This is a genomic window from Nocardia sp. NPDC004860 (genome assembly GCF_040609015.1).
Lineage (GTDB): Bacteria > Actinomycetota > Actinomycetes > Mycobacteriales > Mycobacteriaceae > Nocardia.
This window is the reverse complement of sequence record NZ_JBEXJI010000047.1, coordinates 24,693-46,065: the sequence shown is the minus strand read 5'-3', so window position 1 is coordinate 46,065 and position 21,373 is coordinate 24,693. Positions and strand designations below refer to the sequence as shown.

Annotated in this window: 23 protein-coding genes; 12 read left to right on the top strand and 11 right to left on the bottom strand. The window is 67.2% G+C overall.

All coding sequences use genetic code 11. The features are described 5' to 3' along the window. Positions 1 to 110 precede the first annotated feature (110 nt). Entirely contained in the window at positions 111 to 440 is a 330-nt protein-coding gene (locus ABZV44_RS43715; protein ID WP_354850718.1) for a hypothetical protein, read from the bottom strand. 104 nt (positions 441 to 544) lie between these two features. Between ABZV44_RS43715 and ABZV44_RS43710 the strand changes: the two genes are divergently transcribed. Then, complete coding sequence (locus tag ABZV44_RS43710; protein WP_354850715.1) at positions 545 to 958, top strand: alcohol dehydrogenase catalytic domain-containing protein; 414 nt, start codon at positions 545 to 547, stop codon at positions 956 to 958. Positions 959 to 1,002: 44 nt separating this feature from the next. On the opposite strand, the gene ABZV44_RS43705 is transcribed toward ABZV44_RS43710, so the two are convergent. Both ABZV44_RS43705 and ABZV44_RS43700 read right to left on the bottom strand, forming a co-directional pair. Further along, positions 1,003 to 1,596, bottom strand: a complete 594-nt coding sequence (locus tag ABZV44_RS43705) for a TetR/AcrR family transcriptional regulator (RefSeq protein ID WP_354850712.1) — start codon at positions 1,594 to 1,596, stop codon at positions 1,003 to 1,005. A gap of 189 nt (positions 1,597 to 1,785) precedes the next feature. Then, positions 1,786 to 2,703, bottom strand: a complete 918-nt coding sequence (locus ABZV44_RS43700; protein WP_354850710.1) for an SDR family NAD(P)-dependent oxidoreductase — start codon at positions 2,701 to 2,703, stop codon at positions 1,786 to 1,788. A 120-nt stretch (positions 2,704 to 2,823) separates the two neighbouring features. Between ABZV44_RS43700 and ABZV44_RS43695 the strand changes: the two genes are divergently transcribed. Then, the gene (locus ABZV44_RS43695; protein ID WP_354850707.1) at positions 2,824 to 3,522 is read left to right on the top strand and encodes a TetR family transcriptional regulator; all 699 of its coding nucleotides are present in this window, start codon (positions 2,824 to 2,826) and stop codon (positions 3,520 to 3,522) included. Positions 3,523 to 3,534: 12 nt separating this feature from the next. Here the strand turns inward: ABZV44_RS43695 and ABZV44_RS43690 are convergent, their stop codons facing one another. Continuing rightward, positions 3,535 to 4,719 carry a helix-turn-helix domain-containing protein gene (locus ABZV44_RS43690; RefSeq protein ID WP_354850705.1) on the bottom strand — a complete coding sequence of 395 codons (1,185 nt, stop codon included), beginning with the start codon at positions 4,717 to 4,719 and terminating at the stop codon, positions 3,535 to 3,537. Between the two features lie 126 nt (positions 4,720 to 4,845). On the opposite strand from ABZV44_RS43690, the gene ABZV44_RS43685 reads away from it, so the two are divergent. The 3 genes from ABZV44_RS43685 to ABZV44_RS43675 are packed head-to-tail and all read left to right on the top strand — an operon-like array spanning position 4,846 to position 7,969. Beyond that, complete coding sequence (locus ABZV44_RS43685; protein ID WP_354850702.1) at positions 4,846 to 6,105, top strand: acyl-CoA dehydrogenase family protein; 1,260 nt, start codon at positions 4,846 to 4,848, stop codon at positions 6,103 to 6,105. A gap of 29 nt (positions 6,106 to 6,134) precedes the next feature. Further along, positions 6,135 to 6,884, top strand: coding sequence for an SDR family oxidoreductase (locus ABZV44_RS43680; protein ID WP_354850699.1), 750 nt, complete (start codon positions 6,135 to 6,137; stop codon positions 6,882 to 6,884). Further along, positions 6,881 to 7,969: a phosphotransferase family protein gene (locus tag ABZV44_RS43675; protein WP_354850696.1), complete on the top strand. Its 1,089-nt coding sequence runs from the start codon at positions 6,881 to 6,883 to the stop codon at positions 7,967 to 7,969. Before ABZV44_RS43680 ends, ABZV44_RS43675 begins: the two co-directional genes overlap by 4 nt. Before the next feature lie 143 nt (positions 7,970 to 8,112). Here ABZV44_RS43675 and ligD read toward each other — a convergent pair whose 3' ends face one another. Next, positions 8,113 to 9,159, bottom strand: coding sequence for a non-homologous end-joining DNA ligase (gene ligD / locus ABZV44_RS43670; protein ID WP_354850694.1), 1,047 nt, complete (start codon positions 9,157 to 9,159; stop codon positions 8,113 to 8,115). A 111-nt stretch (positions 9,160 to 9,270) separates the two neighbouring features. On the opposite strand from ligD, the gene ABZV44_RS43665 reads away from it, so the two are divergent. Both ABZV44_RS43665 and ABZV44_RS43660 read left to right on the top strand, forming a co-directional pair. Continuing rightward, the gene (locus ABZV44_RS43665; protein WP_354850691.1) at positions 9,271 to 9,939 is read left to right on the top strand and encodes a TetR/AcrR family transcriptional regulator; all 669 of its coding nucleotides are present in this window, start codon (positions 9,271 to 9,273) and stop codon (positions 9,937 to 9,939) included. Between the two features lie 91 nt (positions 9,940 to 10,030). Further along, positions 10,031 to 10,696: a peroxiredoxin-like family protein gene (locus ABZV44_RS43660; protein ID WP_354850688.1), complete on the top strand. Its 666-nt coding sequence runs from the start codon at positions 10,031 to 10,033 to the stop codon at positions 10,694 to 10,696. 127 nt (positions 10,697 to 10,823) lie between these two features. Here the strand turns inward: ABZV44_RS43660 and ABZV44_RS43655 are convergent, their stop codons facing one another. Beyond that, positions 10,824 to 11,522, bottom strand: coding sequence for a response regulator transcription factor (locus ABZV44_RS43655; protein ID WP_354850685.1), 699 nt, complete (start codon positions 11,520 to 11,522; stop codon positions 10,824 to 10,826). A gap of 218 nt (positions 11,523 to 11,740) precedes the next feature. Between ABZV44_RS43655 and ABZV44_RS43650 the strand changes: the two genes are divergently transcribed. From ABZV44_RS43650 to ABZV44_RS43635, 4 genes are all read left to right on the top strand, one after another. After that, positions 11,741 to 13,408, top strand: a complete 1,668-nt coding sequence (locus ABZV44_RS43650) for a cytochrome bc complex cytochrome b subunit (protein WP_354850682.1) — start codon at positions 11,741 to 11,743, stop codon at positions 13,406 to 13,408. 169 nt (positions 13,409 to 13,577) lie between these two features. Further along, on the top strand, positions 13,578 to 14,048 hold the full coding sequence (locus ABZV44_RS43645) for a hypothetical protein (protein ID WP_354850679.1): 471 nt from the start codon (positions 13,578 to 13,580) through the stop codon (positions 14,046 to 14,048). Between the two features lie 26 nt (positions 14,049 to 14,074). Next, on the top strand, positions 14,075 to 14,227 hold the full coding sequence (locus ABZV44_RS43640) for a hypothetical protein (RefSeq protein ID WP_354850676.1): 153 nt from the start codon (positions 14,075 to 14,077) through the stop codon (positions 14,225 to 14,227). Positions 14,228 to 14,279: 52 nt separating this feature from the next. Continuing rightward, a complete protein-coding gene (locus ABZV44_RS43635; RefSeq protein WP_354850673.1) occupies positions 14,280 to 15,197 on the top strand; it encodes a 2-hydroxyacid dehydrogenase in 918 nt (305 codons plus the stop codon). Positions 15,198 to 15,221: 24 nt separating this feature from the next. On the opposite strand, the gene ABZV44_RS43630 is transcribed toward ABZV44_RS43635, so the two are convergent. Further along, positions 15,222 to 15,815 (bottom strand): hypothetical protein, encoded by a 594-nt coding sequence (locus tag ABZV44_RS43630; protein WP_354850670.1) that lies wholly within the window; start codon positions 15,813 to 15,815, stop codon positions 15,222 to 15,224. Positions 15,816 to 16,150: 335 nt separating this feature from the next. Next, positions 16,151 to 16,744 (bottom strand): dihydrofolate reductase family protein, encoded by a 594-nt coding sequence (locus ABZV44_RS43625; RefSeq protein WP_354850667.1) that lies wholly within the window; start codon positions 16,742 to 16,744, stop codon positions 16,151 to 16,153. 152 nt (positions 16,745 to 16,896) lie between these two features. On the opposite strand from ABZV44_RS43625, the gene ABZV44_RS43620 reads away from it, so the two are divergent. Then, entirely contained in the window at positions 16,897 to 17,907 is a 1,011-nt protein-coding gene (locus ABZV44_RS43620; protein ID WP_354850728.1) for a sigma-70 family RNA polymerase sigma factor, read from the top strand. A 115-nt stretch (positions 17,908 to 18,022) separates the two neighbouring features. On the opposite strand, the gene ABZV44_RS43615 is transcribed toward ABZV44_RS43620, so the two are convergent. The 3 genes from ABZV44_RS43615 to ABZV44_RS43605 form a co-directional block, all read right to left on the bottom strand. Then, positions 18,023 to 18,973, bottom strand: coding sequence for an alpha/beta hydrolase (locus tag ABZV44_RS43615; RefSeq protein WP_354850664.1), 951 nt, complete (start codon positions 18,971 to 18,973; stop codon positions 18,023 to 18,025). Positions 18,974 to 19,077: 104 nt separating this feature from the next. Further along, positions 19,078 to 19,734, bottom strand: a complete 657-nt coding sequence (locus ABZV44_RS43610) for a TetR/AcrR family transcriptional regulator (protein WP_354850661.1) — start codon at positions 19,732 to 19,734, stop codon at positions 19,078 to 19,080. A gap of 33 nt (positions 19,735 to 19,767) precedes the next feature. Further along, positions 19,768 to 21,327, bottom strand: a complete 1,560-nt coding sequence (locus ABZV44_RS43605) for a multicopper oxidase family protein (protein WP_354850660.1) — start codon at positions 21,325 to 21,327, stop codon at positions 19,768 to 19,770. Between the last annotated feature and the right edge of the window lie 46 nt (positions 21,328 to 21,373).

Genomic DNA, 21,373 nt, shown 5'->3' with positions numbered 1-21,373 from the left:
ACACCCACCCCCCGCCCCCCCCCACAAATTTCGGCCCTCCAACCCCGGGCGCGGCGGGCGCCCTGGGCGGTGTCACCGCCCAGGCCGAACGTCTTGCCGCGCAGTAGTTGTCAGGCGGCTTGCGGGATCGCGACCGTGCCGCGCGGCGTCCGCGTCAGTTCCTTCCGGTCGTAGAAGGTGGTCGCCAGCACCCCGGAGATGACGCCGATGGCCAGGCCGATGGCGGTCATCCAGAATCCGCGTTCCAGTCCCGCGGCGGCGCGGCCGTCGAAGAACATCAGTGAGCGCACCGCGAGGTAGACCTGCCGCAGCGGCTCGAAGTCGGCCGATCGGCCGAAGAACCGCGGTGTCGCCTCGGCCGGGATGGTGCCGCCCGCCGACGGCATGCCGAGGATGACGAACAGGACGAGGTTGACCAGCACGCCCACCGAGCCGGCCACCGCGGTGCACGCCCGGATCGTGATCCACGACTCGAATGTTGACGGCGCTTATTTCGAGGGTAATGTAAGCGGTGTACACATTACGGTGACCGAAAGGGGATGACATGTTCGCGGTGACACTCGACGGCTACGGCGGTCTGGAGGTCATGAAGTGGTCGCAGGTGGACGACTTACCTGCCCCCGGCCCGGGGGAAGTGACAGTGGACGTGGTGGCCGCCGGAGTGAACCGTGCCGACGTCATGCAGCGCTACGGCCTCTACCCGCCGCCGCCCGGGGCCAGCGACATCCTCGGACTGGAGGTGTCGGGCATCGTCGCCGATGTCGGCGGCGACGTGCAGGACTGGAAGCCGGGCGATGCGGTCTGCGCGCGCCGACGGCTGTGGCCGCTGATTTCCGCGGGCACCGTCGCGCCGGTCGTGTCCGCCGTGGTGCCCATCCACGATGTCTCCGAAGCGCACCCGCTGCTGGATTCCGCCGATACCGTAGGCAAGGTGTTGTTGCAGGTACGCGAGCCCTGAGGCGCCCCTCCCCCACCGGCGAGCCCAGTCGCCCGCGGCCCGGATCAGGCGCCCGAGGGCTCGCTGGATGTGACCGTCGCGTCGAGCGCCGCGAAAACGGCGTTCCGGACGCGGCTTTCGACGGAATCGGCCTCGAACTTGCCGTGCAGGTACAAGAAGGCCAGGCCGTGGACCAACGCCCACAGCGCCGTCGCCAGGTCTTCCTCGCTGGCCGTGGGAAAGATCTGCCGCACAATCGATTTCACGTACTCGTGGATCGCGGTGGTCGCCGCCACCCGTTCCGGGCTGCTGGGATCGCACGGCTCGGAGAACATCACCCGGAAGAGCCCGGGCCGCGTCAGGGCGAACCGCACGTAGGCGACCGCGATCTCGGCGAGGTCCGCGGCATTGGCCGGCGCGGCGGCCGCGGCGACCAGTTGCGCGGTGAGCTCGCGGTAACCCACGGCGGCGACGGCGGACAGCAGGGCATCGCGATCGGCGAAGTGACGGTACGGCGCGGCGGTCGACACGCCCGCCCGCCGCGCGGCGGCGCGGAGCGAAAGCTCACCCGCACCGCTCTCCTCGAGGAGTTCCACAGCCGCGCGCACCAGCGCGCTGGGCAGATCGCCGTGGTGATACGGCGCGTTCGACGTTGCCATGGAACCAATTTAACAAGTGTTGACAGCGCTTACATCTCATCCTGACGTCAGCGTCTGCACACACGGTGGTCCATGTCAGCCTGATGTCGGCCGTGCTCGCCGATCAGGGTCTGCAGGTTCGCGCATTGCGCCGCTACACCCGGCGGCTGGAAGCACGGCGCGAGAATCGGCCACCTGCGACAAAGCCGGTCAGACCTCGAAGGCGACTCCGGTCAGCTGTTCGGAGACGGTCCACAGCCGCCGCTGCGCGGCCAGGTCGTGAGATCGGTTGCTGGAGGCCACGACTCGCGGATATCCCCGGACCTCTGCGAAGCCATCGGGGCCGAAGTACTGACCCCCGAGCACACCCGGATCCGTCGCGGCACGCAGTGTGGGCAGGGCGCCCTTCGCCGGGCTCTGTGTGACCAGCGGGGCCACCGCCGGTGCGAGCCACCGAATGACCGCCGGGGAGTTGCGCATGAGTTCCGTGTTCGAACCGCCCGGATGCGCGGCGACGGCAATGGTGTTGGCGCCGTGCGCGGTCAGCCGGCGCTGCAGTTCGTAGGTGAACATCAGGTTCGCCAGCTTGGACTGGCCGTAGGCGGCGACCCGGTCGTAGGACCGCTCCCATTGCAGGTCGTCGAAATGGATCTTGCCGCGGAAGCGGTGCGCGAGGCTCGCCACCGTGACCACCCGGGAATTCGGGGTCTTCAGCAACAGGTCGAGGACCAGTCCGGTCAGGGCGAAGTGCCCGAGATGATTGGTGCCGAATTGCAGCTCGAATCCGTCCGCCGTGTTCTGCCGTGGCGGGTACATCAGGCCGGCGTTGTTGATCAGGAGATCGATCCTCGGATGTGCGGCGCGCAGCTCCGCGGCGGCCGCGCGGACCGATTCGAGCGAGGCCAGGTCGAGGGCGAGCACGCTCAGGCGCGCGCCGGGCACGATCTCGGTGATCCGGGCAACGGCCTGTTTGCCTTTCTCGACGTCACGGACCGCCAGCACCACCGACGCCCCGTGCGCCGCCAGCACGCGGGCGGTCTCGAAGCCCAGTCCGGTATTGGCCCCGGTGACCACCGCGAGCCGGTCCTGCTGTTCGGGGACATCGTTCTCGGTCCACTTGTGCGCCATGGTTCCTCCGCTGCGGGAATCAATCGAAATTAAGGACCACCGGTCTTTTAACCGGTTGCGATCCACAGTAAGAGACCGCCGGTCTCTAGTCAACGAACCGGTGGTCGGTACCATCGGTGCGTGGGATTCCAGAGAGCGCGCACCCAGGAGCAACGGGAAGTGCGCCGCAGCACGATTCTGGATACCGCCGCGGCCATGCTCGATGACATGCCGGTCGCCGACGTGACCCTCAATGCGCTCAGCCGCCGGGTCGGGTTGGCGAAATCGAATGTGTTGCGCTACTTCGAATCTCGCGAGGAGATTCTGCTCGAACTGCTCGATCGGGGATTCCGCCGGTGGCTTGCCGAGTTGGCGGATGAATTGCCGGACGCCATCGATCCGCACTTGCCGGTGGAGGAACGGATCGATCGGCTCGCGGCCGTCCTGAGTTGTTCGCTGCAGGACCACACCGCGTTCTCGGATCTGGTGAGCGCCCAGGCGAGCGTGCTCGAGCACAATGTGTCGGTCGACGTGGTCGTTCGGTACAAGCGCTCCACCCTCGAGAACCTCACCATCCTCGCCGACCGGGTCCGCCAGGCGGTGCCCGAACTGGGCGACAAGGCATTGACGATCTGCCTGATGGGCGTGGCCATGGTTGCGGGCCTGTACGCCCATGCCCGGCCCTCGGCGAGCACGGTGGCGGCCTACGATGCCGACCCCGGCCTGGCCGCACTTCGCATCGACGTGTGCGCCGCGCTCGAAGAATCCCTGGCGACGCTGATGACCGGTGTTCTGCATCGTCCGAACGGCTCGAAATATCTTCCGCGCGAACCGAAATGAAGACTCGGGGCGTTATGCGCCGATGCCCGATTCGCGGTTCCGGCGGTAAGTGAGCAGCCACCAGGCCACGATCAGATCGTCGGTGCGGTCGAGGTTGAGGCCGGTGATCTCGGCGAAGCGCAGCAACCGGTTTCGGACGGTATTGCGGTGGAGGTAGAGCTTGGCGGCGGTTTCGTCGATACGACGGTCGCAGTCGAGGTACGCCTCCACCGTGGCAGCCACCTCCGCGCCGGCGCTGTGACGCAACAGCGGCGCGAGGTGCTTCGCGGCGAGCACGTCGACCGCCTCGTCGGGATACGCGAGCAACGGTAGCGGTCCCAGCGTCGCCAGATCGACCAGCCCGGTCCGATCGTTGCGGGCGGCGAGCTCGAGGGCCTGGCGGGCGTGACGATAGGACAGCGGAGCCTCGGTCAGCGGCACCGAAGGCCCCAGGGCCACCGTCCCCGCCGGGAGCGGGTCATCCGGTGTGTGCGGGAGCAGCGCGACCAGGTGGCGGTCGATGACCGTGTCGACGACCGGCAGTTTCGATGTCGATCCGCGTGCGCGCAGGTAGGCGAGCAGTTCGGAGGCGGCTTTCGTCTCATCCCAGGCGACATAGGCCACGTGGTAGCGGTGATCCGGATCCACCCGGTGGTGCCCGGCCTCGGCGGCGATCGCCGCCGAGGACAGGCTGCCGTCGACCAGACGGCGCAGGAAGTCGGCGCGCCGGGTGGCGCCGTCGATGGCGCGGTCCTGCAGGACCATGTGCACCGCGGTGGCCGAGGCGGTTGCCCACTCCCACATGAGGTCCTGCATGGCGTCGATCTCGGCCGCCGGTATCTCGGCGGCGACCGCGCGTTCACGGACGATGGCGAATATCCGGCGTGCCCCGATCTGGATGCTGTGCGCGACGAGCTCGAGCGGGATCTGCTGGTCGGCCCATACGCGAGCGAGGGCGGCCAGCTCATCGAAACTCGATTGCGCCAGGTCCGTGCGCAGGTGACGGACCGCGATCTGCAGCACGGCACGCGTGTTCTGCTCGATCGAGTCCGGGTCCACCTGGTCATAGACGGGAATGCTGTCGCGGTACAGGCGGGTGAGGTCCGCGGAGATCTGGCGCAGTTCCGGATCGGCCGCGGAGATCATCGACGCTATCCGGGCGGCGGTTTCCCTGCGGCCCGGCCCGAGTGGAACCGCCGGCCGGTCTGTGTTCGTCACCATCGCTTCCTCGTCAGCTCAGCATATGCATATGCACACCCGATGGGGTTCTCATGCCCATTCAATCGATGTTCGGACCCCACCAGAATGGCATATGCACATCTTGCCTCAGGAAATCGAGGAGTCATGGACTTTGCACCCAGCGCTCGCGCTGCCGATCTCGTCGAGCGCGTACGCCGTTTCGTGGACGACGAGATCCTCCCCGTCGAGCCCGGGTATCACCGGGAGCTTGCCGCGGTGCGCGACGCGGGCGGGGATCCGTGGCAGCCATTGCCGATGCTGGCCGAGTTGCGGGCCAAGGCCCGTTCGGAGGGCCTGTGGAACCTGTTCCTGCCGGCCGCGCACGCGGGTGAGTACGCCGCACGATTCGGCACCGACGGCGATGCGGGCCTGACCAACACCGACTACGCGCCGATCGCCGAGGTCACCGGTCGATCGTTCCTGGCCCCGCACGTATTCAATTGCAACGCACCCGATTCGGGAAACATGGAAGTCCTGTTGCAGTACGGGGATCAGGCTCAGCGCGACCGCTGGCTGGAGCCCTTGCTCGACGGTAGGATTCGCTCGGCGTTCGCCATGACCGAACCCGGGGTCGCGTCCTCGGACGCGACGAACATGGCGGCCACCGCAGTGCTCGACGGGGACGAGGTCGTCCTCAACGGCCGGAAATGGTGGACCACCGGGATCGGCCATCCGGACTGCGAGGTCATTCTCTTCATGGGGTTGACCGACCCGGACGCCGGCAAGCACCGCCGGCACACCATGGTGATCGTCCCCCGCGACACCCCCGGCGTCCGCGTCGAGCGGATGCTGCCCACGATGGGCCGATACGACGAGCCCTTCGGGCACGGCGAAGTCTCGTTCACCGATGTTCGTGTGCCCTCGTCCCATATCCTGCTCGGCCCCGGCCAGGCCTTCGAGATCGCGCAGGGGCGGCTGGGCCCCGGCCGCGTACACCACTGCATGCGCCTGATCGGACTCGCCGAGTCCGCCCTCGAAGCCGCCTGCCGTCGCGCACTCGATCGCACCGCATTCGGAAAACCGTTGGCGAACCTCGGGGGCAACCGCGAGCGGATCGCGAAGGCGCGCATCGCCATCGACTCCGCGCGGCTGCTGGTGCTCAATGCCGCATGGAAACTCGACACGGTCGGTGCCTTCGGTGCGCTCAGCGAAATCAGCCAGATCAAGGCGCAGGTGCCGGCGGTGGCGCAGGACGTCATCGACTTCGCCATGCAAATCCACGGCGGCGCAGGCATATCCGACGATTTCCCACTCTCCGCGGCGTGGACGGCCGCGCGGGCGATCCGGCTGGCCGACGGGCCCGACGAGGTGCACCTGGACCTCGTCGGACGTGTCGAACTCGCCAAATATGCCGAGCGCCGGTGAGAGAACCCGAGAAAGCGAGACGGCACTCCATGAGCAAGGGCACGATCATCATCACCGGAGCCAGTTCCGGTCTGGGCGAGGAGATGGCGCGCCAGTTCGCCGCGCGAGGGTATGACCTCGGGCTGTGCGCACGGCGTGTCGATCGACTCACCGCACTGAAAGATGAGCTCGCCGAGGCCCATCCGGGCGTCCGGGTCGAGATCGCGGCCCTCGATGTCACCGATGACGACGGCGTGCGGGCTACTTTCGGAGTCTTCCGCGCGGCCTTCGGGACCGTCGATCGGGTCATCGTCAATGCCGGCAGTGGCCTGGGCGCGGCGCTGGGCACCGGCGGCGCCGCAGCCAACCGCACCACAGCGATGACCAACTTCGTCGGCGCGCTGTCGCAGAGCGAACACGCGCTGGAGATCTTCCGTGCGCAGCAGCGCGGCCATCTGGTGCTGATCTCGTCGTTCTCGGCGGTGCGGGGGATGCGGCGCTCGATGACCGTCTACGCGGCCAGCAAGGCCGGGGTGGCCGCGCTGGCCGAGGGGCTGCGCTCCGAACGTATTCCCGGCGTGGACATTTCGCTGATCCTGCCGGGATACATCCGCTCCGAGATCAATGCCGCGGCCGCGGACCGCACCAAATTCATGGTCGACACGGTGCCCGGTGTCGCGTCCATGGTCGCCGCCATCGAGGCTCGCCGAGCCGTCGCGTATGTCCCGAGCTGGCCGTGGGTTCCGCTCGCGGTGGCCATGAAGGTGCTGCCCCTGTCGATCGTGAGGAAGCTGACGTGACATCGACCCCCGGCCCGACGCGGACGGAGGCCCGCCAGGTGCGGTCCGAGGACGCCTTCGACGTGGACGCGCTGGCGGCCTGGCTACGTACTCAGGTCACCGACGAAACGCTGACCGGTATCCCCGCGGTGCGCCAGTTCTCCGGTGGCGCTTCGAATCTGACGTACCTGCTGGAGTACCCGGGCCGTGACCTCATTCTGCGGCGGCCCCCGGCCGGGCGGCACGGCGAAGGGGCGCACGACATGGCCCGGGAGTACCGCGTGCAGACCGCGCTCGGGCCGGTGTTCGACTACGCGCCGTCGACCGTCGCGTTGTGCGAGGACCCCGAAATCCTCGGGGCCCCTTTCTATCTGATGGAACGGCTCGACGGCATCTTCCCCCGCAAGGAGTTCCCCCCGGACCTGGAGCTCACCACGCTGCAAGTCGGCAAGCTGTGTACGAACGTTCTCGACGTTCTGGTCGATCTGCACACGATCGATCCCGAAGCGGCGGGGCTGAGCTGGATGTCGAAGGGACCCGGCTACGTCGCCCGCCAGGTGGCCGGCTGGTCGAAGCGCTACCGACGGGCCAAGACCTGGAATGTGGGCTCGTTCGAATCGGTGATGGCGTGGCTGGCCGCCAATCAGCCGCCCGACCGCGGGGCCGTGCTCGTCCACAACGACTTTCGTTTCGACAACATCGTCCTCGACCACTCCGATCCGACCCGGCCCATCGGGCTGCTCGACTGGGAGATGGCCACCATCGGGGACCCGCTGATGGACCTCGGCAGCGCGCTCGCCTACTGGGTCCAGCAGGACGACGGCCGCGCGTTCAGGTTCTTCCGCCGCCAGCCCACCCACACCCCCGGCATGCTGACGCGCCGTGAGGTCGTCGAATACTACTGCCGGCGAACAGGAATCGGTCTCACCGATCGCGAATGGGCCTTCTACGAGGTCTTCGGCCTGTTCCGGCTGGCGGTCATCTGCCAGCAGATCTATTTCCGGTACCACCACAGGCAGACCACCAATCCGGCATTCCGGTTCTTCGGGCTCGCCGTCGTCCTGCTGGAACGCCGCTGCCGCAAGATCATTCACAGGAACAGGTGACATGACCGTCGACTTTCCCGAGGCGTCCGGTGCACGCCCCACCACCCCGACCCTGACCCGGATCCTGGCCGATGCCGCACACCCCGCCGCCTTCGTCGTACCCCGCGAGGTCGTGGACGCCGGGGTGAGCGCATGGCGCGGCACTACGGCTCTCGGCGGACTTCGCGTGGGTTCTTGTCGAACCGCAATCCACGCCACGATGGATGCCTGAGTCGGGCGTCGCTGGTCCAGCCGGTGAAGGTCACCTCGCCGACGAGTTCGGGTTCGACCCAAACCGCGTCGGGCACGGGAGCCGCGACCGAGGGCGTGTTGCGTTGCAGCGGTTGGAGTTTCGCACTCAGGTCGTCGAGCGTCGCCTGGGTGAAGCCCGTGCCGACGTTACCGATGTAGGTGAGCTCGCCCGTGTCGTCGTGAACTGCCATCAGTAGTGAGCCGATGTGACCGGCTCGCCGCCCGGCGCCCGGGCGCCAGCCGACGATGACGACTTCCTGATCACGAACGTTCTTGACCTTGATCCAGAGCGGGCTGCGCCGCCCCGGCAGATAGGGGCTGTCGAGGCGTTTGCAGACGATGCCTTCCAGCCGTAGCTGTCGCGATTCGTCGAGCACCGCCTCCCCGGGACCCTTCAGGCGGGGTGGCGTCTGCCAGTGCGGTCCGCGTAGGTCGAGTTGTTCGAGTAATTCCCGCCGCTGCCGGTAGGGCAGGTCGATCAGCGAGCGATCACCGACGTGGAGCAGGTCGAAGATCATGTAGGTGGCCGGGGTCGCAGTGGCCAGGGAACGAATCATGGCAGGGTTGCGCTGATGCATCCGCGGCTGAAGAGCTTCGAACGAGGATCGTCCATCCTCACCGAGCGCAACGATTTCGCCGTCCACGACGAAGGCGGGACTCGAGGGTCCGAGCGCGGCGAGTTCCGGCCAGGCCGCGGTGATGTTCTTGTCGTTGCGGGACATCAGCCGCAGATCATCGCTGACATAACAGATGGCGCGGATGCCGTCGAACTTGACTTCATAGTTCCATTTCGCGTCATCGCGGGGAACCACGCCGGCCGTGGCCAGCATCGGCGCGTAGCGCGGCAGCCCGGTCACTTCCGTCTCACTGCCATCGCCGGTCCTCTCGCGAACTCGAACGGTGTGTCTTGACAGCTGCTCGAATAATACCGACCGGTATGACATGTCGAGACCGTTCATTAGGCCAGGTTGTTCGGGAAATCCCCTCGATGGAGAGATCTGGCTCGATTGAGCCAATCACGTGCCGAGAAAACTGGAATATAGATTCCAGAAATTGCGATATCGTAGGTTATGAGCAGCACAAAGCCACGGCGCCTGACACCGAAGGGCGAGCAGACGCGGCAACGGATCGTGATGGCGGCAGCGCAGTTGATGTTCGAGCACGGTGTCGCCGCGACCACCGTCGAGGACGTCCGCGATGCCGCCGGGGTGAGCAACTCGCAGGTCTACCACTACTTCGCCGACAAGAACGCCCTGATCCGCGCGGTGATCGCCTATCAGAGCGACACTGTCGTCGGCGGGCAGGAACCCATGTTCGCCCGCTTGGACACCGTCGATGGTTTCCGGGCCTGGCGCGACTTCCTCGTCGCGCACCAGCGACGGATGCATTGCCGGGGCGGCTGCCCCCTGGGTTCCCTGGGTAGTGAACTGGCCGAGATCAATTCCACTGCCCGCGCCGATGTCGCCACCGCGTTCCGTCGCTGGGAATCCGGGGTTCGGTCCGGGCTGCGATCCATGGCCGAGGCCGGTCGCCTGGACCCCGCCGCCGACCCGGACAAACTTGCCACCGCCACCCTGGCCGCGCTACAGGGCGCGCTGCTGCTGACCCAGCTGCAACGCGATACCGCGCCACTGGAAATCGCCCTGGACACGATGATCGACCACATCGCGTCCCACACCCGACCCTCCTCGGACAATACCGAGAAAAGTGGCATTGATATTCCAATTTCTTCTCGATAGAAATGGAGTAGCGAATCCATTTTTGCCGAGCGCCGGGCCGAATGGGCCGGGTGCTTGCCTCCTCGCTTCCACTGCCTGGAAAGGGACGGATGTGACCAGCACGAACACCACCATCGCCCAGCGCGTCGAGCTCATGCACCAGTCCATGACCGGCCAAATCCCCGAGAGCGCCTTGGCCGCCTTCGGTGCCGAGCAGGCCGACCTCACCAGTGACGGGATCCCCGAGGGCGTCGCCCGGGCGGGAACCGCGATGCCGGACGCCGACCTCCTCGACGTGCATGGCAACCCCACCGGCCTGTACGCGGCCTTCGCCGGGAAGCCGGCGGTCCTCGTCATCTACCGCGGTGCCTGGTGCCCCTACTGCAACCTGGCCCTACGGGCATACGAAGAGCAGCTGGCGCCCGCCCTCACCGAGCGGGGCATCGGTTTGATCGCGCTGAGTCCGCAGAAGCCCGATGGCTCGCTGACCATGGCGGAGAAGAACGATCTGACCTTCACCGTGCTCTCCGATCCCGGGAACCAGATCGCCCGAGCACTCGGCGTCCTCACCGCACCCACCGACCAGGTCCGTGAAGCCCAGCGCAGCCTGGGCCTGGATCTGTCAGCATTCAACGCCGACAACGGATACGGCCTGCCGATGCCGACCGTACTGGTCATCGACGGTGACAGAACAATTCGCTGGATCGACGTCCATCCCAACTACGCCACCCGCACCGAAACCACCGACATCCTCACCGCACTCGACATTCTCGACTGACCGCCCGCGGGATGCCGAGCCGATCCTGCGCGGGATCGGTCTGCGGGCGTACCCCACCGTCGCGAGCCCCGCCGCCATGTCCGGGTGAAAGCGACGGTGAGCTTGATGCGGATCGGCCAGCGGCGAATCATGCTGGGGGACTTTCTATCCGGCCGCCGTCGCTACGCAGCCGATATCCCGCGCCGCGCACGGTCTCCAGCGATATCACGCCGAATGGACGGTCGATCTTTTCCCGTAGTCCGCGGATGTGGACGTCCACGACATTGGAACGCGATTCGTATGCGAAATCCCAGCAGTGCTCGGTGAGCAGTTCCCGGGTCAGCACCGCGCCGGGCTGCCGCGCGAACATCTCCAGCAGTGCGTATTCCTTTGCGGTGAGCACGATTTCATCGTCACCGCGCCAGCATCGCCGTGCCGCGGTATCGATGCGAAGATCGCCGACCCGCAGCACGGTCGGCCGTGGGACCGGGCCGCGGCGGATCAGAGCCCGCAACCGGGCGAACAGCTCGTCGAGATGAAACGGCTTGATGAGGAAGTCGTCGGCACCGTCATCGAGGCCCGTGACCCGGTCGCGCACCGCGCCGCGCGCGGTCAGCATCAGCACCGGCACCCAGACGCCCTCGTTCCGCAAGCGCCGGCACACCTCGAACCCGGAGAATCCGGGCAGCATCACATCCAGTACGACCGCGTCGTAGGCGCGGCTGGCCGCCGCACCGTAGCCATCGGGTCCGTCCGCCGCGACGTCGACGGCGTACCCCTCCTCGGTCAGCCCATGCCTCAGCAGCCGCGCCATCTTCGGCTCGTCCTCGACCACCAGTACCCGCATATGGATCAACCTCCCGCCCACACTCTCGGCATCGGCAACGCCGGGCAACCCCGACGCGAAAGTCCATCCCCTTCATGACCACGCCTACACCGCGCCTCCGGAACGCAGCGAGTTGATCTTCATGAATGCTTCATCTTCGCGGCGTAGACCAAGATCGACAAGGCGTTATGTCACGCTCTGCCGGGCGACGCGACCCGGCACGCCCAAGGAGACCGGTCATGGCACGGATCCGACGCCACACATCAGCTCTCGCCGTCCAGGCCAACGCGGCCGACGAGCGTTATCGTCTCGCGGCGTTCATCAAACGGTCGATCAACAAGGTCTTTCCCACGCACTGGTCGTTCCTGCTCGGTGAGATCGCCCTGTACAGCTTCATCATCCTGGTGCTGACCGGCGTCTATCTGACGCTGTACTTCGATCCGTCGATGACCGACGTGGTCTACAACGGGCCGTATCAGCCGCTGCGCGGAGTGACGATGTCCCGGGCCTACGAATCCACCCTGAACATCTCCTTCGAAGTCCGTGGCGGCCTGTTCATCCGTCAGGTCCACCACTGGGCCGCACTGCTGTTCGTCGCCTCGATGATCGTGCACCTGTTCCGCGTCTTCTTCACCGGCGGGTTCCGCAAACCACGCGAGGCCAACTGGGTCATCGGCGCCATCCTGTTGATCCTGGCCATGTTCGAGGGCTTCTTCGGCTATTCACTGCCCGACGATCTGCTCTCGGGCACCGGGCTGCGGCTGGCCTTCGGCGGCATCACGATGGGCCTGCCCATCGTCGGCACCTGGCTGCACTGGCTGCTCTTCGGCGGCGATTTCCCCGGCAACATCATCGTGCCCCGGATGTTCATCACCCACGTGCTGCTGATCCCCGGCATCATGCTCGCCCTGATCGCCGCCCACATCGCCCTGGTCTGGTACCAGAAGCACACGCAGTACCCCGGTCCGGCGCGAACCGAACGCAACGTGATCGGCACTCGGATCGTGCCGGTCTTCTCCCTGGACCAGGGCGCGTTCTTCGCGTTCACGCTGGCCGCGCTGGCGCTCATGGGCGGCCTGCTGCAGATCAATCCGATCTGGAACCTCGGCCCCTACAACCCCTCCCAGGTGTCGGCGGGATCGCAACCGGACTTCTACATGATGTGGACCGAGGGACTGGCCCGCACCATGCCACCGTGGGAACTGTATCTGGGCCGGTACACCATCCCGGCGGCATTCTGGGTCGCCCTGATCATGGGCCTGATCTTCGCGGTGCTGATCGTCTATCCGTGGATCGAGAAGCGCCTCACCGGCGACACCGCCCGTCACAACCTGCTGCAACGTCCCCGGGACGTCCCGGTGCGCACCGGCATCGGCGCCATGTCCATCACCACCTATGTGATCCTGACCCTGATGGGCGCCAACGACATCATCGCCTACAAGTTCCACATCTCCCTCAACGCGACCACCTGGGCGGGACGTATCGGCATCCTGGTCCTGCCGCCGCTGGCCTACTTCATCGCCTACCGGCTCTGCGTCGGATTGCAGCGAGCCGACCGGACCGTACTCGAGCACGGCATCGAAACCGGCGTCATCCGCCGCCTCCCCCACGGCGAATACATCGAGCTGCACCAATCACTCGGCCCCGTCGACGACCACGGCCATCCCATCCCGCTGGACTACCAGGGCGCAACGGTGCCGAAGAAGATGAACCGGCTCGGGATCGCCGGCAAACCCGGAAGCGGCAGCTTCTTCCTCGCCGACCCACCCGACCAAGTCGCGGCCATCCGCCACGCCGATCATGCCGCCGAATCGGCCCAGCTGACAGTCCTACGGACCTACCAGCAGCGCATCACGGAGCGCGAACAGTCCGCGGACGCGACACCGGATGGCCGTGGGCCGACATGAGATTCCAGCACCGGCACGCCAACTGACCACGATCCGACAAGGGCGCTCTCAACCCACACCGCAATTGCCGCAACGGAACCGACCGGCGCCGCAGACTCCCCCGGCGGGACTCGCCGGACAATCCACCGGTCCAGGGTTTGACCAGCGGATGAACGGGCATTGCCCCACTATGTTCACAATCATCGGGCTCATCGCTCTGCTGGGTGCTGTGACCGTGGGCGTGGCCGGGATCCAGGCCAACAGCGGTGGCGCACATGCGCTTCCCAATGGCTTCACCGTTTTCGACCACACCTATCACGGATCCGCCGGGCTGCTGTTCGCCTACGGAATGCTGATCGGCGCGATCGGCACGGCGGGATTCATCCTCACGCTGGCCGGAATCTGGACCACGTCGCGGCGCGGCACGGTCGCGCGGCGCGAGCTGCGCCAGTCGCGGCGCGAGATGGCCGCGGCGCGAATGGAACTCGCGGAACCGGCGCCGGCGGGCACGGCGGCGCGTAACGTGGAGCAGCCTCGAAAGCCGGCGGTTCCCATGGCCAAGACGACGCCGAAACGTGTATTCGCGAAGCCGAATTGGTCGGTCAACCGCTTCCTCAACCGTCCGGGGACACCCGCGAAATCCGAATCCGCCGCCAAATAGGACTCCGGTCCGCAGAGGACAATCGAATGCTCGCCGTGCTCGGCCTCGCATTGCTCGACGCGGGCTGGCTCATCGCCACCCCGGCCCTCACCGCCCTCGGCATCATCGTGCTGACCGTCGCCCTGATCCGCTGGCTGCTGGGCGCACCCGCCCGCTACCTCGCCCATCCCCGATACTGATCGGAACCGACCGCGCCGACCAGGATTCGCCCGGTCGGCTAGCGTCGCTGACATGACGGTGACGGTGCTGGTTCCCGACGACCATGGTTTCGCGACGATCTCCCGGCTCGAGGGGGCGCGGCCGGTGCGCTACACCCTCGGCGAGCCGCTGCCCGCCGGGGCGGATGCGGCGGAGGTGCTGGTGCCCGCGTTCCTGGCCGGCCGGCCCGAGAGCATGGCGCTGGCGCGGTCGCTGCCGAAGCTGCGGCTGGTGCAGCTGCTGACCGCGGGCGCCGAGGCCTGGGTGGGCGAGCTGCCGGATCAGGTGATGCTCTCGACGGCCCGGGGTGCGCACGGGGCGAGCACCGCCGAGTGGACGATCACCGGATTGCTCACGGTCTACCGGGAATTCATCGAATTCGCCGTGGCGCAGCGCGAGCACCGCTGGATCCAGCACCGCACGGACACCTTGCACGGCAAGCGAATCCTGATCATCGGTGCGGGTGATCTGGCGACGGAATTGCGGCGCATGCTGCTGCCGTTCGACACCACAGTCGAACTGGTCGGTACGCAGGCCCGGGAGGGCGTGCACGGCGTCGGCGAAATCCCCGACCTGCTCCCGCATTTCGATGCGGTCGTGCTCATGGTTCCGGTCACCACGGCCACCATCGGCATGGTCGACGCGGCGTTCCTGGCCCGCATGCCCGACCGCGCGATTCTCGTCAATGCCGCCCGCGGTCCGGTGGTGCGCACCGACGACCTGCTGGCCGAACTGCAATCCGGCCGGCTGCGCGCCATCCTCGATGTCACCGATCCGGAACCACTGCCCGCCGGCCACCCACTGTGGGACGCACCGGGCCTGCTGCTGACCCCGCACGTCGGTGGCAGCAGCAGCGGAAACCTGCAGCGCGGCTGGGCCATCGCCACCGCGGAGATCGCACGCTACCTGGCGGGCGAGCCGCCACAGAACCTGATCAACGGCGAATACTGAACCGGCGCAGCCGATCCCACCCCGTTACAGGGTGTCCTTCCCGATCGGCCGATTGATGCCACGCCACTCACGCTCCCAGCGCGCATAGCGTCTGGCATCGAAGACCGTGCCCGTGAACCACACGGTCGCGGCGGCCGCACACCACGTCTCGACCAGCACCGCGAGCCCGGTCCCGATCCCCTCCGCGGCCGCGGCTCCCGGCCGGGCGGGCGCCTGCGTCGGCTGCCCGTTCTTGATCCACACCGTCACCGTGGCGCCCGCGACCTGCGGCCCAGGCACGTCCACGGTGGCGGTCTCGGTCTTGCCGTCGCTGTTCCACTGCACGGGCGCCTGATACCGCGCCTGATTACCCGCGTAATGATCCGAATCCGGCAGCCGCACGGCATCCGCGGTCTCGGTGGCCGTCACCCTGACCTTCCCCGCATCCTGCGCCGCGATCCGATCCTGCGCGCCGGTATAGCTCACGCTCCCCACCGCCCCCGCCACCGGCACCGCCGCGGCCACGACCACCACGGCCACCGCCCGCAGCACCACCTCGGCCCGATCCGAGACACGCAGCAGCGGATTCCGGTTCCACGGCCGCACCCGCCAGAGCCGAGTCGGCAACGAAGGACGCATCGACACCTGGACCGCCTCTCTCCACGCGCCGTCGTACCGCTTACATAGGTAGCTCTACCCCATTCGATACGCCACCAACCGGCCGAACGTCAAGGTCAGCGCGTCGCGACTCCTCTACGGACCAGCCAAATCCCACGTCACGCACATCGGCGGCCGAAGCACCTTCGCTAGTCGACGACCCGGTACAGCGGCGGCCGGAAGATGTGCGGGCGTCCCGAGTGAGCAGCTCCGGAGCGCCCGCCTCGCCGGCGCGAGTGGGTCTCGTTCACGACCTACGACAGCATCCGCGATCCCATCGACCCACCCGCCATCAAGCTTCTCCCCGAATTCAGCCGTTAGCCTTGCACGAATTCGTAGGTGTTGAGCACCAGGCCGTCACCGATCTTTCGTGTGTCGACCAGGTGCAGCGGCTTCTTGTCGCTGGTCTCGTCGAAGAGACGCAGGCCGGTTCCCAGCACGACCGGGAAAACTACCAGCCGCAGTTCATCGGCCAGGTTCTGTTCTGTCAGTGTGCGCACGAGCTGATAGCTGCCGTAGACCAGGATTTCCCCGTCCACTGTCCGCTTCAGCTCCGAAATCTCCTTTACCGCAGCGCCGTTGAGGACCGTGGTGTTGCTCCACTGAGAATGTTCGAGAGTCGACGATACGACGTACTTGGGGATGCTGTTCATTCTGTCCGCCCACTCGCGGCTCACGCGGATCTCCGCGCCATCGCGCATGCGGGACTCGAACCACTCACCGCTCCGCCTGCCCAGCAGTAGCGCCTCGGCACCCAGCAGTTCCTCCGTCTCGTTGGCGGCCCAGTCTTCGAGGTCCTTGCCCCCTACGAACTGGTGGAACCAGCCGCCCAGTTCGAAGCCTTCCTGGCCGTCCGGGTCCTGGACCACTCCATCGAGTGTGGCGTTGGTGCTGATGACGATCTTTCCCATTTCCGTGCTCCTTTGACAATGTTGTCGGCTATCACTGGTCCAGACGCCGCGGCATCGGAAAAGGAGGCGCTCCGCGACCGCCCCGTTCGTGCCTCGGCCGGCGTCCATACGGTGTGGAACTGCACACAAGGAATGAGGTGGCGGGAGTGGAGTTGGCGAGAACGGACCTGATGTCGAGGGCACAGGGCGGCGATGGCGAGGCATTCCGAGCGCTGACCGAGCCACACCGTCGCGAGCTACAGGTGCACTGCTATCGGATGCTCGGATCGTTTCAGGATGCCGAGGACGCTCTCCAGGACACGATGCTCGCCGCTTGGCGAGGTCTCGAACGATTCGACGGGCGCGCCTCACTTCGCACCTGGCTCTACCGCATCGCCACCAACCGGTGCCTCGACGCGCTGCGCTCTGCTCGCCGACGTCCTGCGAAGCAGTGGGACATCCCGGGAATCGAATTACCGGAACCCACTGGACTCGGCGAAATCCACTGGCTCGAGCCCTATCCCGACGCCCTTCTGGATGGAGCGATCAGTGTGCCGCTCGGTCCGGAGGCGCGCTACGAGCAAACCGAATCCATTTCCCTGGCCTTCGTGACCGCCCTGCAGATCTTGCCGCCTCGCCAGCTCGCCGTCCTCATCCTGCGCGACGTCCTCGGATTCCACGCGAACGAAGTAGCCGACATGCTGGACACGACCGTCGAATCGGTCAAGAGCGCCCTCAAACGCGCGCGTGCGGGAATGCAGCGCCGACTGCCGGTGACTACTGCCCGCGAGCAGCCGCCCGCTGGCAACTCACCTGCGGAGGATGCGATCGTGGCGAAGTTCGTCAGCGCCTACGAATCTGCCGACATCGACGCGTTGGTGGCTCTGTTGACCGACGACGTCTTCATGTCGATGCCACCGATGCCGCTGGAATACCAGGGCCGAGACATCGTGGCCCGCTTCTTCGCACTCATTTTCGGCTCGGCACAGAGATTCGAACTGGTGCCGACGCGAGCCAACGGTCAGCCGGCCTTCGGGGTCTACCGATACCCCTCCATCGGCATCCACGGATCCGGCCTCTTCGTCCTCACTCTCGCGGGCGACCGGATCGGCGCCATGACCCGCTTCGAAAACACAGTCCTCCCCATATTCGGCCTGCCGCAATCCCTCCCGAGTGCACAGTAGACCGCTGATGTGAGCCCGCTCGGGCCGCGACGCGATGGTCATGCTCGGTGAGGAGGAGCGTCCGGAGCGGGCTGTTGTGTGAAATCGGTTCGGTGACAGTGAAATTCGATACGAGTCAAGGGCGGGTACCGGCTTCGGGCCGGTCGGCCGTGACGTCGCTGGTCGGGTGCGGGGTGAGGAGATGTCGGTTCAGGAAGGACAGTTCTGCTTCGACGGTCTCTTCGTGGGCTTCCAGATAGGTTGCGTAGTGACCGCCGGGTACGCGAACGAGCTCTGACTTCGGGGCTTGGGCGGCGACGCGGAGTGCGGGGGCGGTGAGGGCGGATTGGTCCTGGCTGCATGCGATGACCAGGACGGGGCAGTGGATATGGGAGGCGTGGCGGCCGGGGCGGTACAGGGCGGTGCGCAGAGCCGAGCGGGCGGCTACGCACTGTTGCCAGGCCGGGTATTTGCCGTGGGGGTCGAGCGCATGCGGCATGTCCGGGGCGTCCGGTGTCGTGAGGGCCGCGATGGTTCCCGGAGCGCCGACCAGGGGAATCAGCAGGGGTGGCCTGCCGATCAGACCGGCGGCGATGTCGAGGAGGGCGCGGCCGGTGAAGCGCAGCAGGGCGAGGGTCTTCTGGTAGCGAGAGGCGTTGCGGGAGATCGCGGGTCCGTCGGCGTGCGGCGATTGGGCGATCGCGGCCGCCACGCCCGGGTGATGCGCTGCGATGTTCAGGACGTGGCCGCCGGACAGCGAGTGGCCCCAGAGGGCGAGCTTGGCGGGGTCGACTTCCGGTAGGGCCGAGGCGAATTCGATGGCAGCCCGCCAGTCGTCGAGTTGCTCGCGGATGCGGACGAGCTGTCGGGGCATGCCGCCGCTTTCGCCGAGGTGCCGATAGTCGAAGGCGAGGACGGTGAATCCGGCCCGATGGAATCGTTCGGCGAAACGGTCGGTGCCGGGTTCTCTGGTGACCGCGATGGCGCCGGCCATGATCACGCAGGCGCCGTTGGTTCCTGGATAGTGCCAGGCCACGCATTCGTCACTGCCGCTGGTGAAGCGACGCTTCTCACGTTCGATGGACATTCGCGCACCGGCCTTTCGGTGGGTCCTTGACACCATGAAGTGAACCACCTGGTTCACTTCATGTCAACGGCCGGGACCCCGCTGTAATACCGTGCGGGACAGAGCTATTCGACGGCGGCCTCTTCCCGGTCCAGGACACGGGAGAGCGCCTCGAGCCCGGCCTCGGCACCGGCGGTATCCCCGCTGGTCAGCCAGTCGATCAGGAAGCCACGCAGGGCCGCGAGGATCAGCTCGGCCACCTCCCGCTTCCGGCGCTCCGGCCAGGCCACCGGGCACAGCGAAAGCAACAGCGGCAGATACTGTTTCGAAGCCTCTCGGCCCAGTGCGGCATGCCGCTGCGGGTCGTACATCGCCAGTCCGATGGCCTGATCGAGAACTCGCAGCCCGGTTTCCGCGTCGACGAGCACCGGCCACAGCGCCCGCACCCGCGCCGACAGCGTCGGTTGCTGCCGGTCGAGGATCGCGAAGGCGGCGCCGATCCGCCTGTCCCGCAATCGCACGATCGCCTGCGCGAGCAGGTCGTCGACGCCGTCGAAATGGTAGAGCAGCACCTTGTGAGTGGTACCGGCCGCCCGCGCGGCCCGCCGCAGCGAGAAATCCACCAGGCCGTTGGCCGCGAGATCGTCGGTGACGCGGTCGAGCAGGTCGTCGCGCCGGGCCGTACCGCGGGCCGAACCCGTGGATCGCCGGTAGCCCGCGGGCCCCGGAGCGCCGGGCTCGGTGTCCGCTTCCTCGCGCTGGGACGGTGTCGTACGGGCCATGCGGATGAACCTACCCGCGGCGGGGCGGCGGGCTCAGCGCACGTAGGACAGGATGCTCATCATGCCCGCTTCTCCGTGGTAGGCGTTGTGGCAGTGCAGCATCCACTGGCCGGGGTTGTCGGCGTCGAGGTCGACTTCGACCGTCTGCATGGGCAGCACGATGGAGGTGTCCTTGCGCGGCCCCGATCCGGCCCGGTTGACGAGCTGGAAGGTGTGGCCGTGCAGGTGCATGGGGTGGTACATCATGGACTGGTTACGGAAGCGCAGGCGGATCCGTTGCCCCTGGGAGACATTCAGGGCGGTGTGGTCGGGATAGGCCTTGCCATTGATGGTCCAGACGTATTTCTTCATGTCGGAGCCGAGGGTGACGTCGAGGGTCTGATCGGGCTGCTTCGCCTGCAGGCGAACCGGTTCCGCGGCGGTGAGGCGATCCGCCGTCAGCGGCGCCACCGCGAGTTCGGCCGGCTGCACGTCGGCCGGGGGTGGGGTGCCGCCGCCGGTGCGGATCAGCGCGAAGCCGCGGCCGGTCTTGCCTTCCGCCGCGGCGACCAGCGGGAAGACGCCGTCCGCCAGTTCGACGATGGCGTCGTAGCGTTCGCCCATGCTGATGAGCAGGCTGGAGGTCGTGATCGGCTGCACCGGGAAACCGTCGGTGTGGGTGACCCGCAGCTGGTGTCCGCCGACGGCGACCCGGAACGCCGTGTCCGCGGCGGCATTGATGATCCGCAGCCGGATGCGCTGCCCCGGTCGCGCGGTGACGACGGTGGGATCACTGCCCAGGCGGCCGTTGATCAGGAAGTACGGGTAGGTGACGTCGCCGGCGTCGGAGCCGAGCGGCGCGTTCGGGTCGGCGGTCGTGGACATTCCGCCCGAGCCCATGGTCGTGCCGTCGTGGTTCATGCCAGGCATCCCGCCCATGGCCATGCCCGCCATGCCCTTGTCCCGCAGGGCCTGCAACTCCTTGTCCGGGTCACGCCCGTTCACGCCGTCGAGCCAATCGTCGAGCACCACAACGGCTTCGGTGTCGTAGTCGCGGCCGTCGGCCGGATCCTCGACGATGAGCGGCGCGTACAGGCCGCGGTCGAGCTGCACCCCGACGTGCGGGTGGAAGAAGTAGGTGCCGGAGTCCGGCGCGGTGAACTCGTAACCGAAGCGGCCGCCGGCCGCGATCGGCGCCTGGGTGACGTCGGGGACGCCGTCCATATCGTTGCGCAGGGCGATACCGTGCCAGTGCACCGTGGTCGGCGCCGGAAGCGCGTTGATGAGGTTGGCGCGCACCACCTCGCCTTTGGCGATGCGGATTTCCGGGCCTGGCACCGTGCCCCCGAAGGCCCAGGTCGGCACCTGTACGCCACCGAGGTCGAGGGTGGTCGGCTCGGCGCGCAGCGTCACGTCGCGGACGGTGGCGCCGGCCGTGCGACGCGCGGCCTCCGCGGCCCGGACCGCCTCGGAATCGGGCTGCACGAGGCTGGGCGCGCCTGCCGTGTTCTTCGCGCACGCGGCCAGGGTCGCGGCCGCCGCGGCACCCGCTCCGAGCGCTAGGAATCCCCGCCGGTTCAGTGGCGACGCGAGTGGAAATCGATTGGAGGACATGGCTTCTCCCTGGTTGGTCGAATGTGGGGCACGCCGCGCCGTGGTG

Excerpts from the sequence above, each read along its gene's own strand:
- ABZV44_RS43710 (WP_354850715.1), top strand. The coding sequence starts at position 545 with ATGTTCGCGGTGACACTCGACGGCTACGGCGGTCTGGAGGTCATGAAG.
- ABZV44_RS43705 (WP_354850712.1), bottom strand. The coding sequence starts at position 1,596 with ATGGCAACGTCGAACGCGCCGTATCACCACGGCGATCTGCCCAGCGCG.
- ABZV44_RS43700 (WP_354850710.1), bottom strand. The coding sequence starts at position 2,703 with ATGGCGCACAAGTGGACCGAGAACGATGTCCCCGAACAGCAGGACCGG.
- ABZV44_RS43685 (WP_354850702.1), top strand. The coding sequence starts at position 4,846 with ATGGACTTTGCACCCAGCGCTCGCGCTGCCGATCTCGTCGAGCGCGTA.
- ABZV44_RS43680 (WP_354850699.1), top strand. The coding sequence starts at position 6,135 with ATGAGCAAGGGCACGATCATCATCACCGGAGCCAGTTCCGGTCTGGGC.
- ligD (WP_354850694.1), bottom strand. The coding sequence starts at position 9,159 with ATGAACGGTCTCGACATGTCATACCGGTCGGTATTATTCGAGCAGCTG.
- ABZV44_RS43665 (WP_354850691.1), top strand. The coding sequence starts at position 9,271 with ATGAGCAGCACAAAGCCACGGCGCCTGACACCGAAGGGCGAGCAGACG.
- ABZV44_RS43655 (WP_354850685.1), bottom strand. The coding sequence starts at position 11,522 with ATGCGGGTACTGGTGGTCGAGGACGAGCCGAAGATGGCGCGGCTGCTG.
- ABZV44_RS43650 (WP_354850682.1), top strand. The coding sequence starts at position 11,741 with ATGGCACGGATCCGACGCCACACATCAGCTCTCGCCGTCCAGGCCAAC.
- ABZV44_RS43645 (WP_354850679.1), top strand. The coding sequence starts at position 13,578 with ATGTTCACAATCATCGGGCTCATCGCTCTGCTGGGTGCTGTGACCGTG.
- ABZV44_RS43640 (WP_354850676.1), top strand. The coding sequence starts at position 14,075 with ATGCTCGCCGTGCTCGGCCTCGCATTGCTCGACGCGGGCTGGCTCATC.
- ABZV44_RS43635 (WP_354850673.1), top strand. The coding sequence starts at position 14,280 with ATGACGGTGACGGTGCTGGTTCCCGACGACCATGGTTTCGCGACGATC.
- ABZV44_RS43630 (WP_354850670.1), bottom strand. The coding sequence starts at position 15,815 with ATGCGTCCTTCGTTGCCGACTCGGCTCTGGCGGGTGCGGCCGTGGAAC.
- ABZV44_RS43625 (WP_354850667.1), bottom strand. The coding sequence starts at position 16,744 with ATGGGAAAGATCGTCATCAGCACCAACGCCACACTCGATGGAGTGGTC.
- ABZV44_RS43615 (WP_354850664.1), bottom strand. The coding sequence starts at position 18,973 with ATGTCCATCGAACGTGAGAAGCGTCGCTTCACCAGCGGCAGTGACGAA.
- ABZV44_RS43610 (WP_354850661.1), bottom strand. The coding sequence starts at position 19,734 with ATGGCCCGTACGACACCGTCCCAGCGCGAGGAAGCGGACACCGAGCCC.
- ABZV44_RS43605 (WP_354850660.1), bottom strand. The coding sequence starts at position 21,327 with ATGTCCTCCAATCGATTTCCACTCGCGTCGCCACTGAACCGGCGGGGA.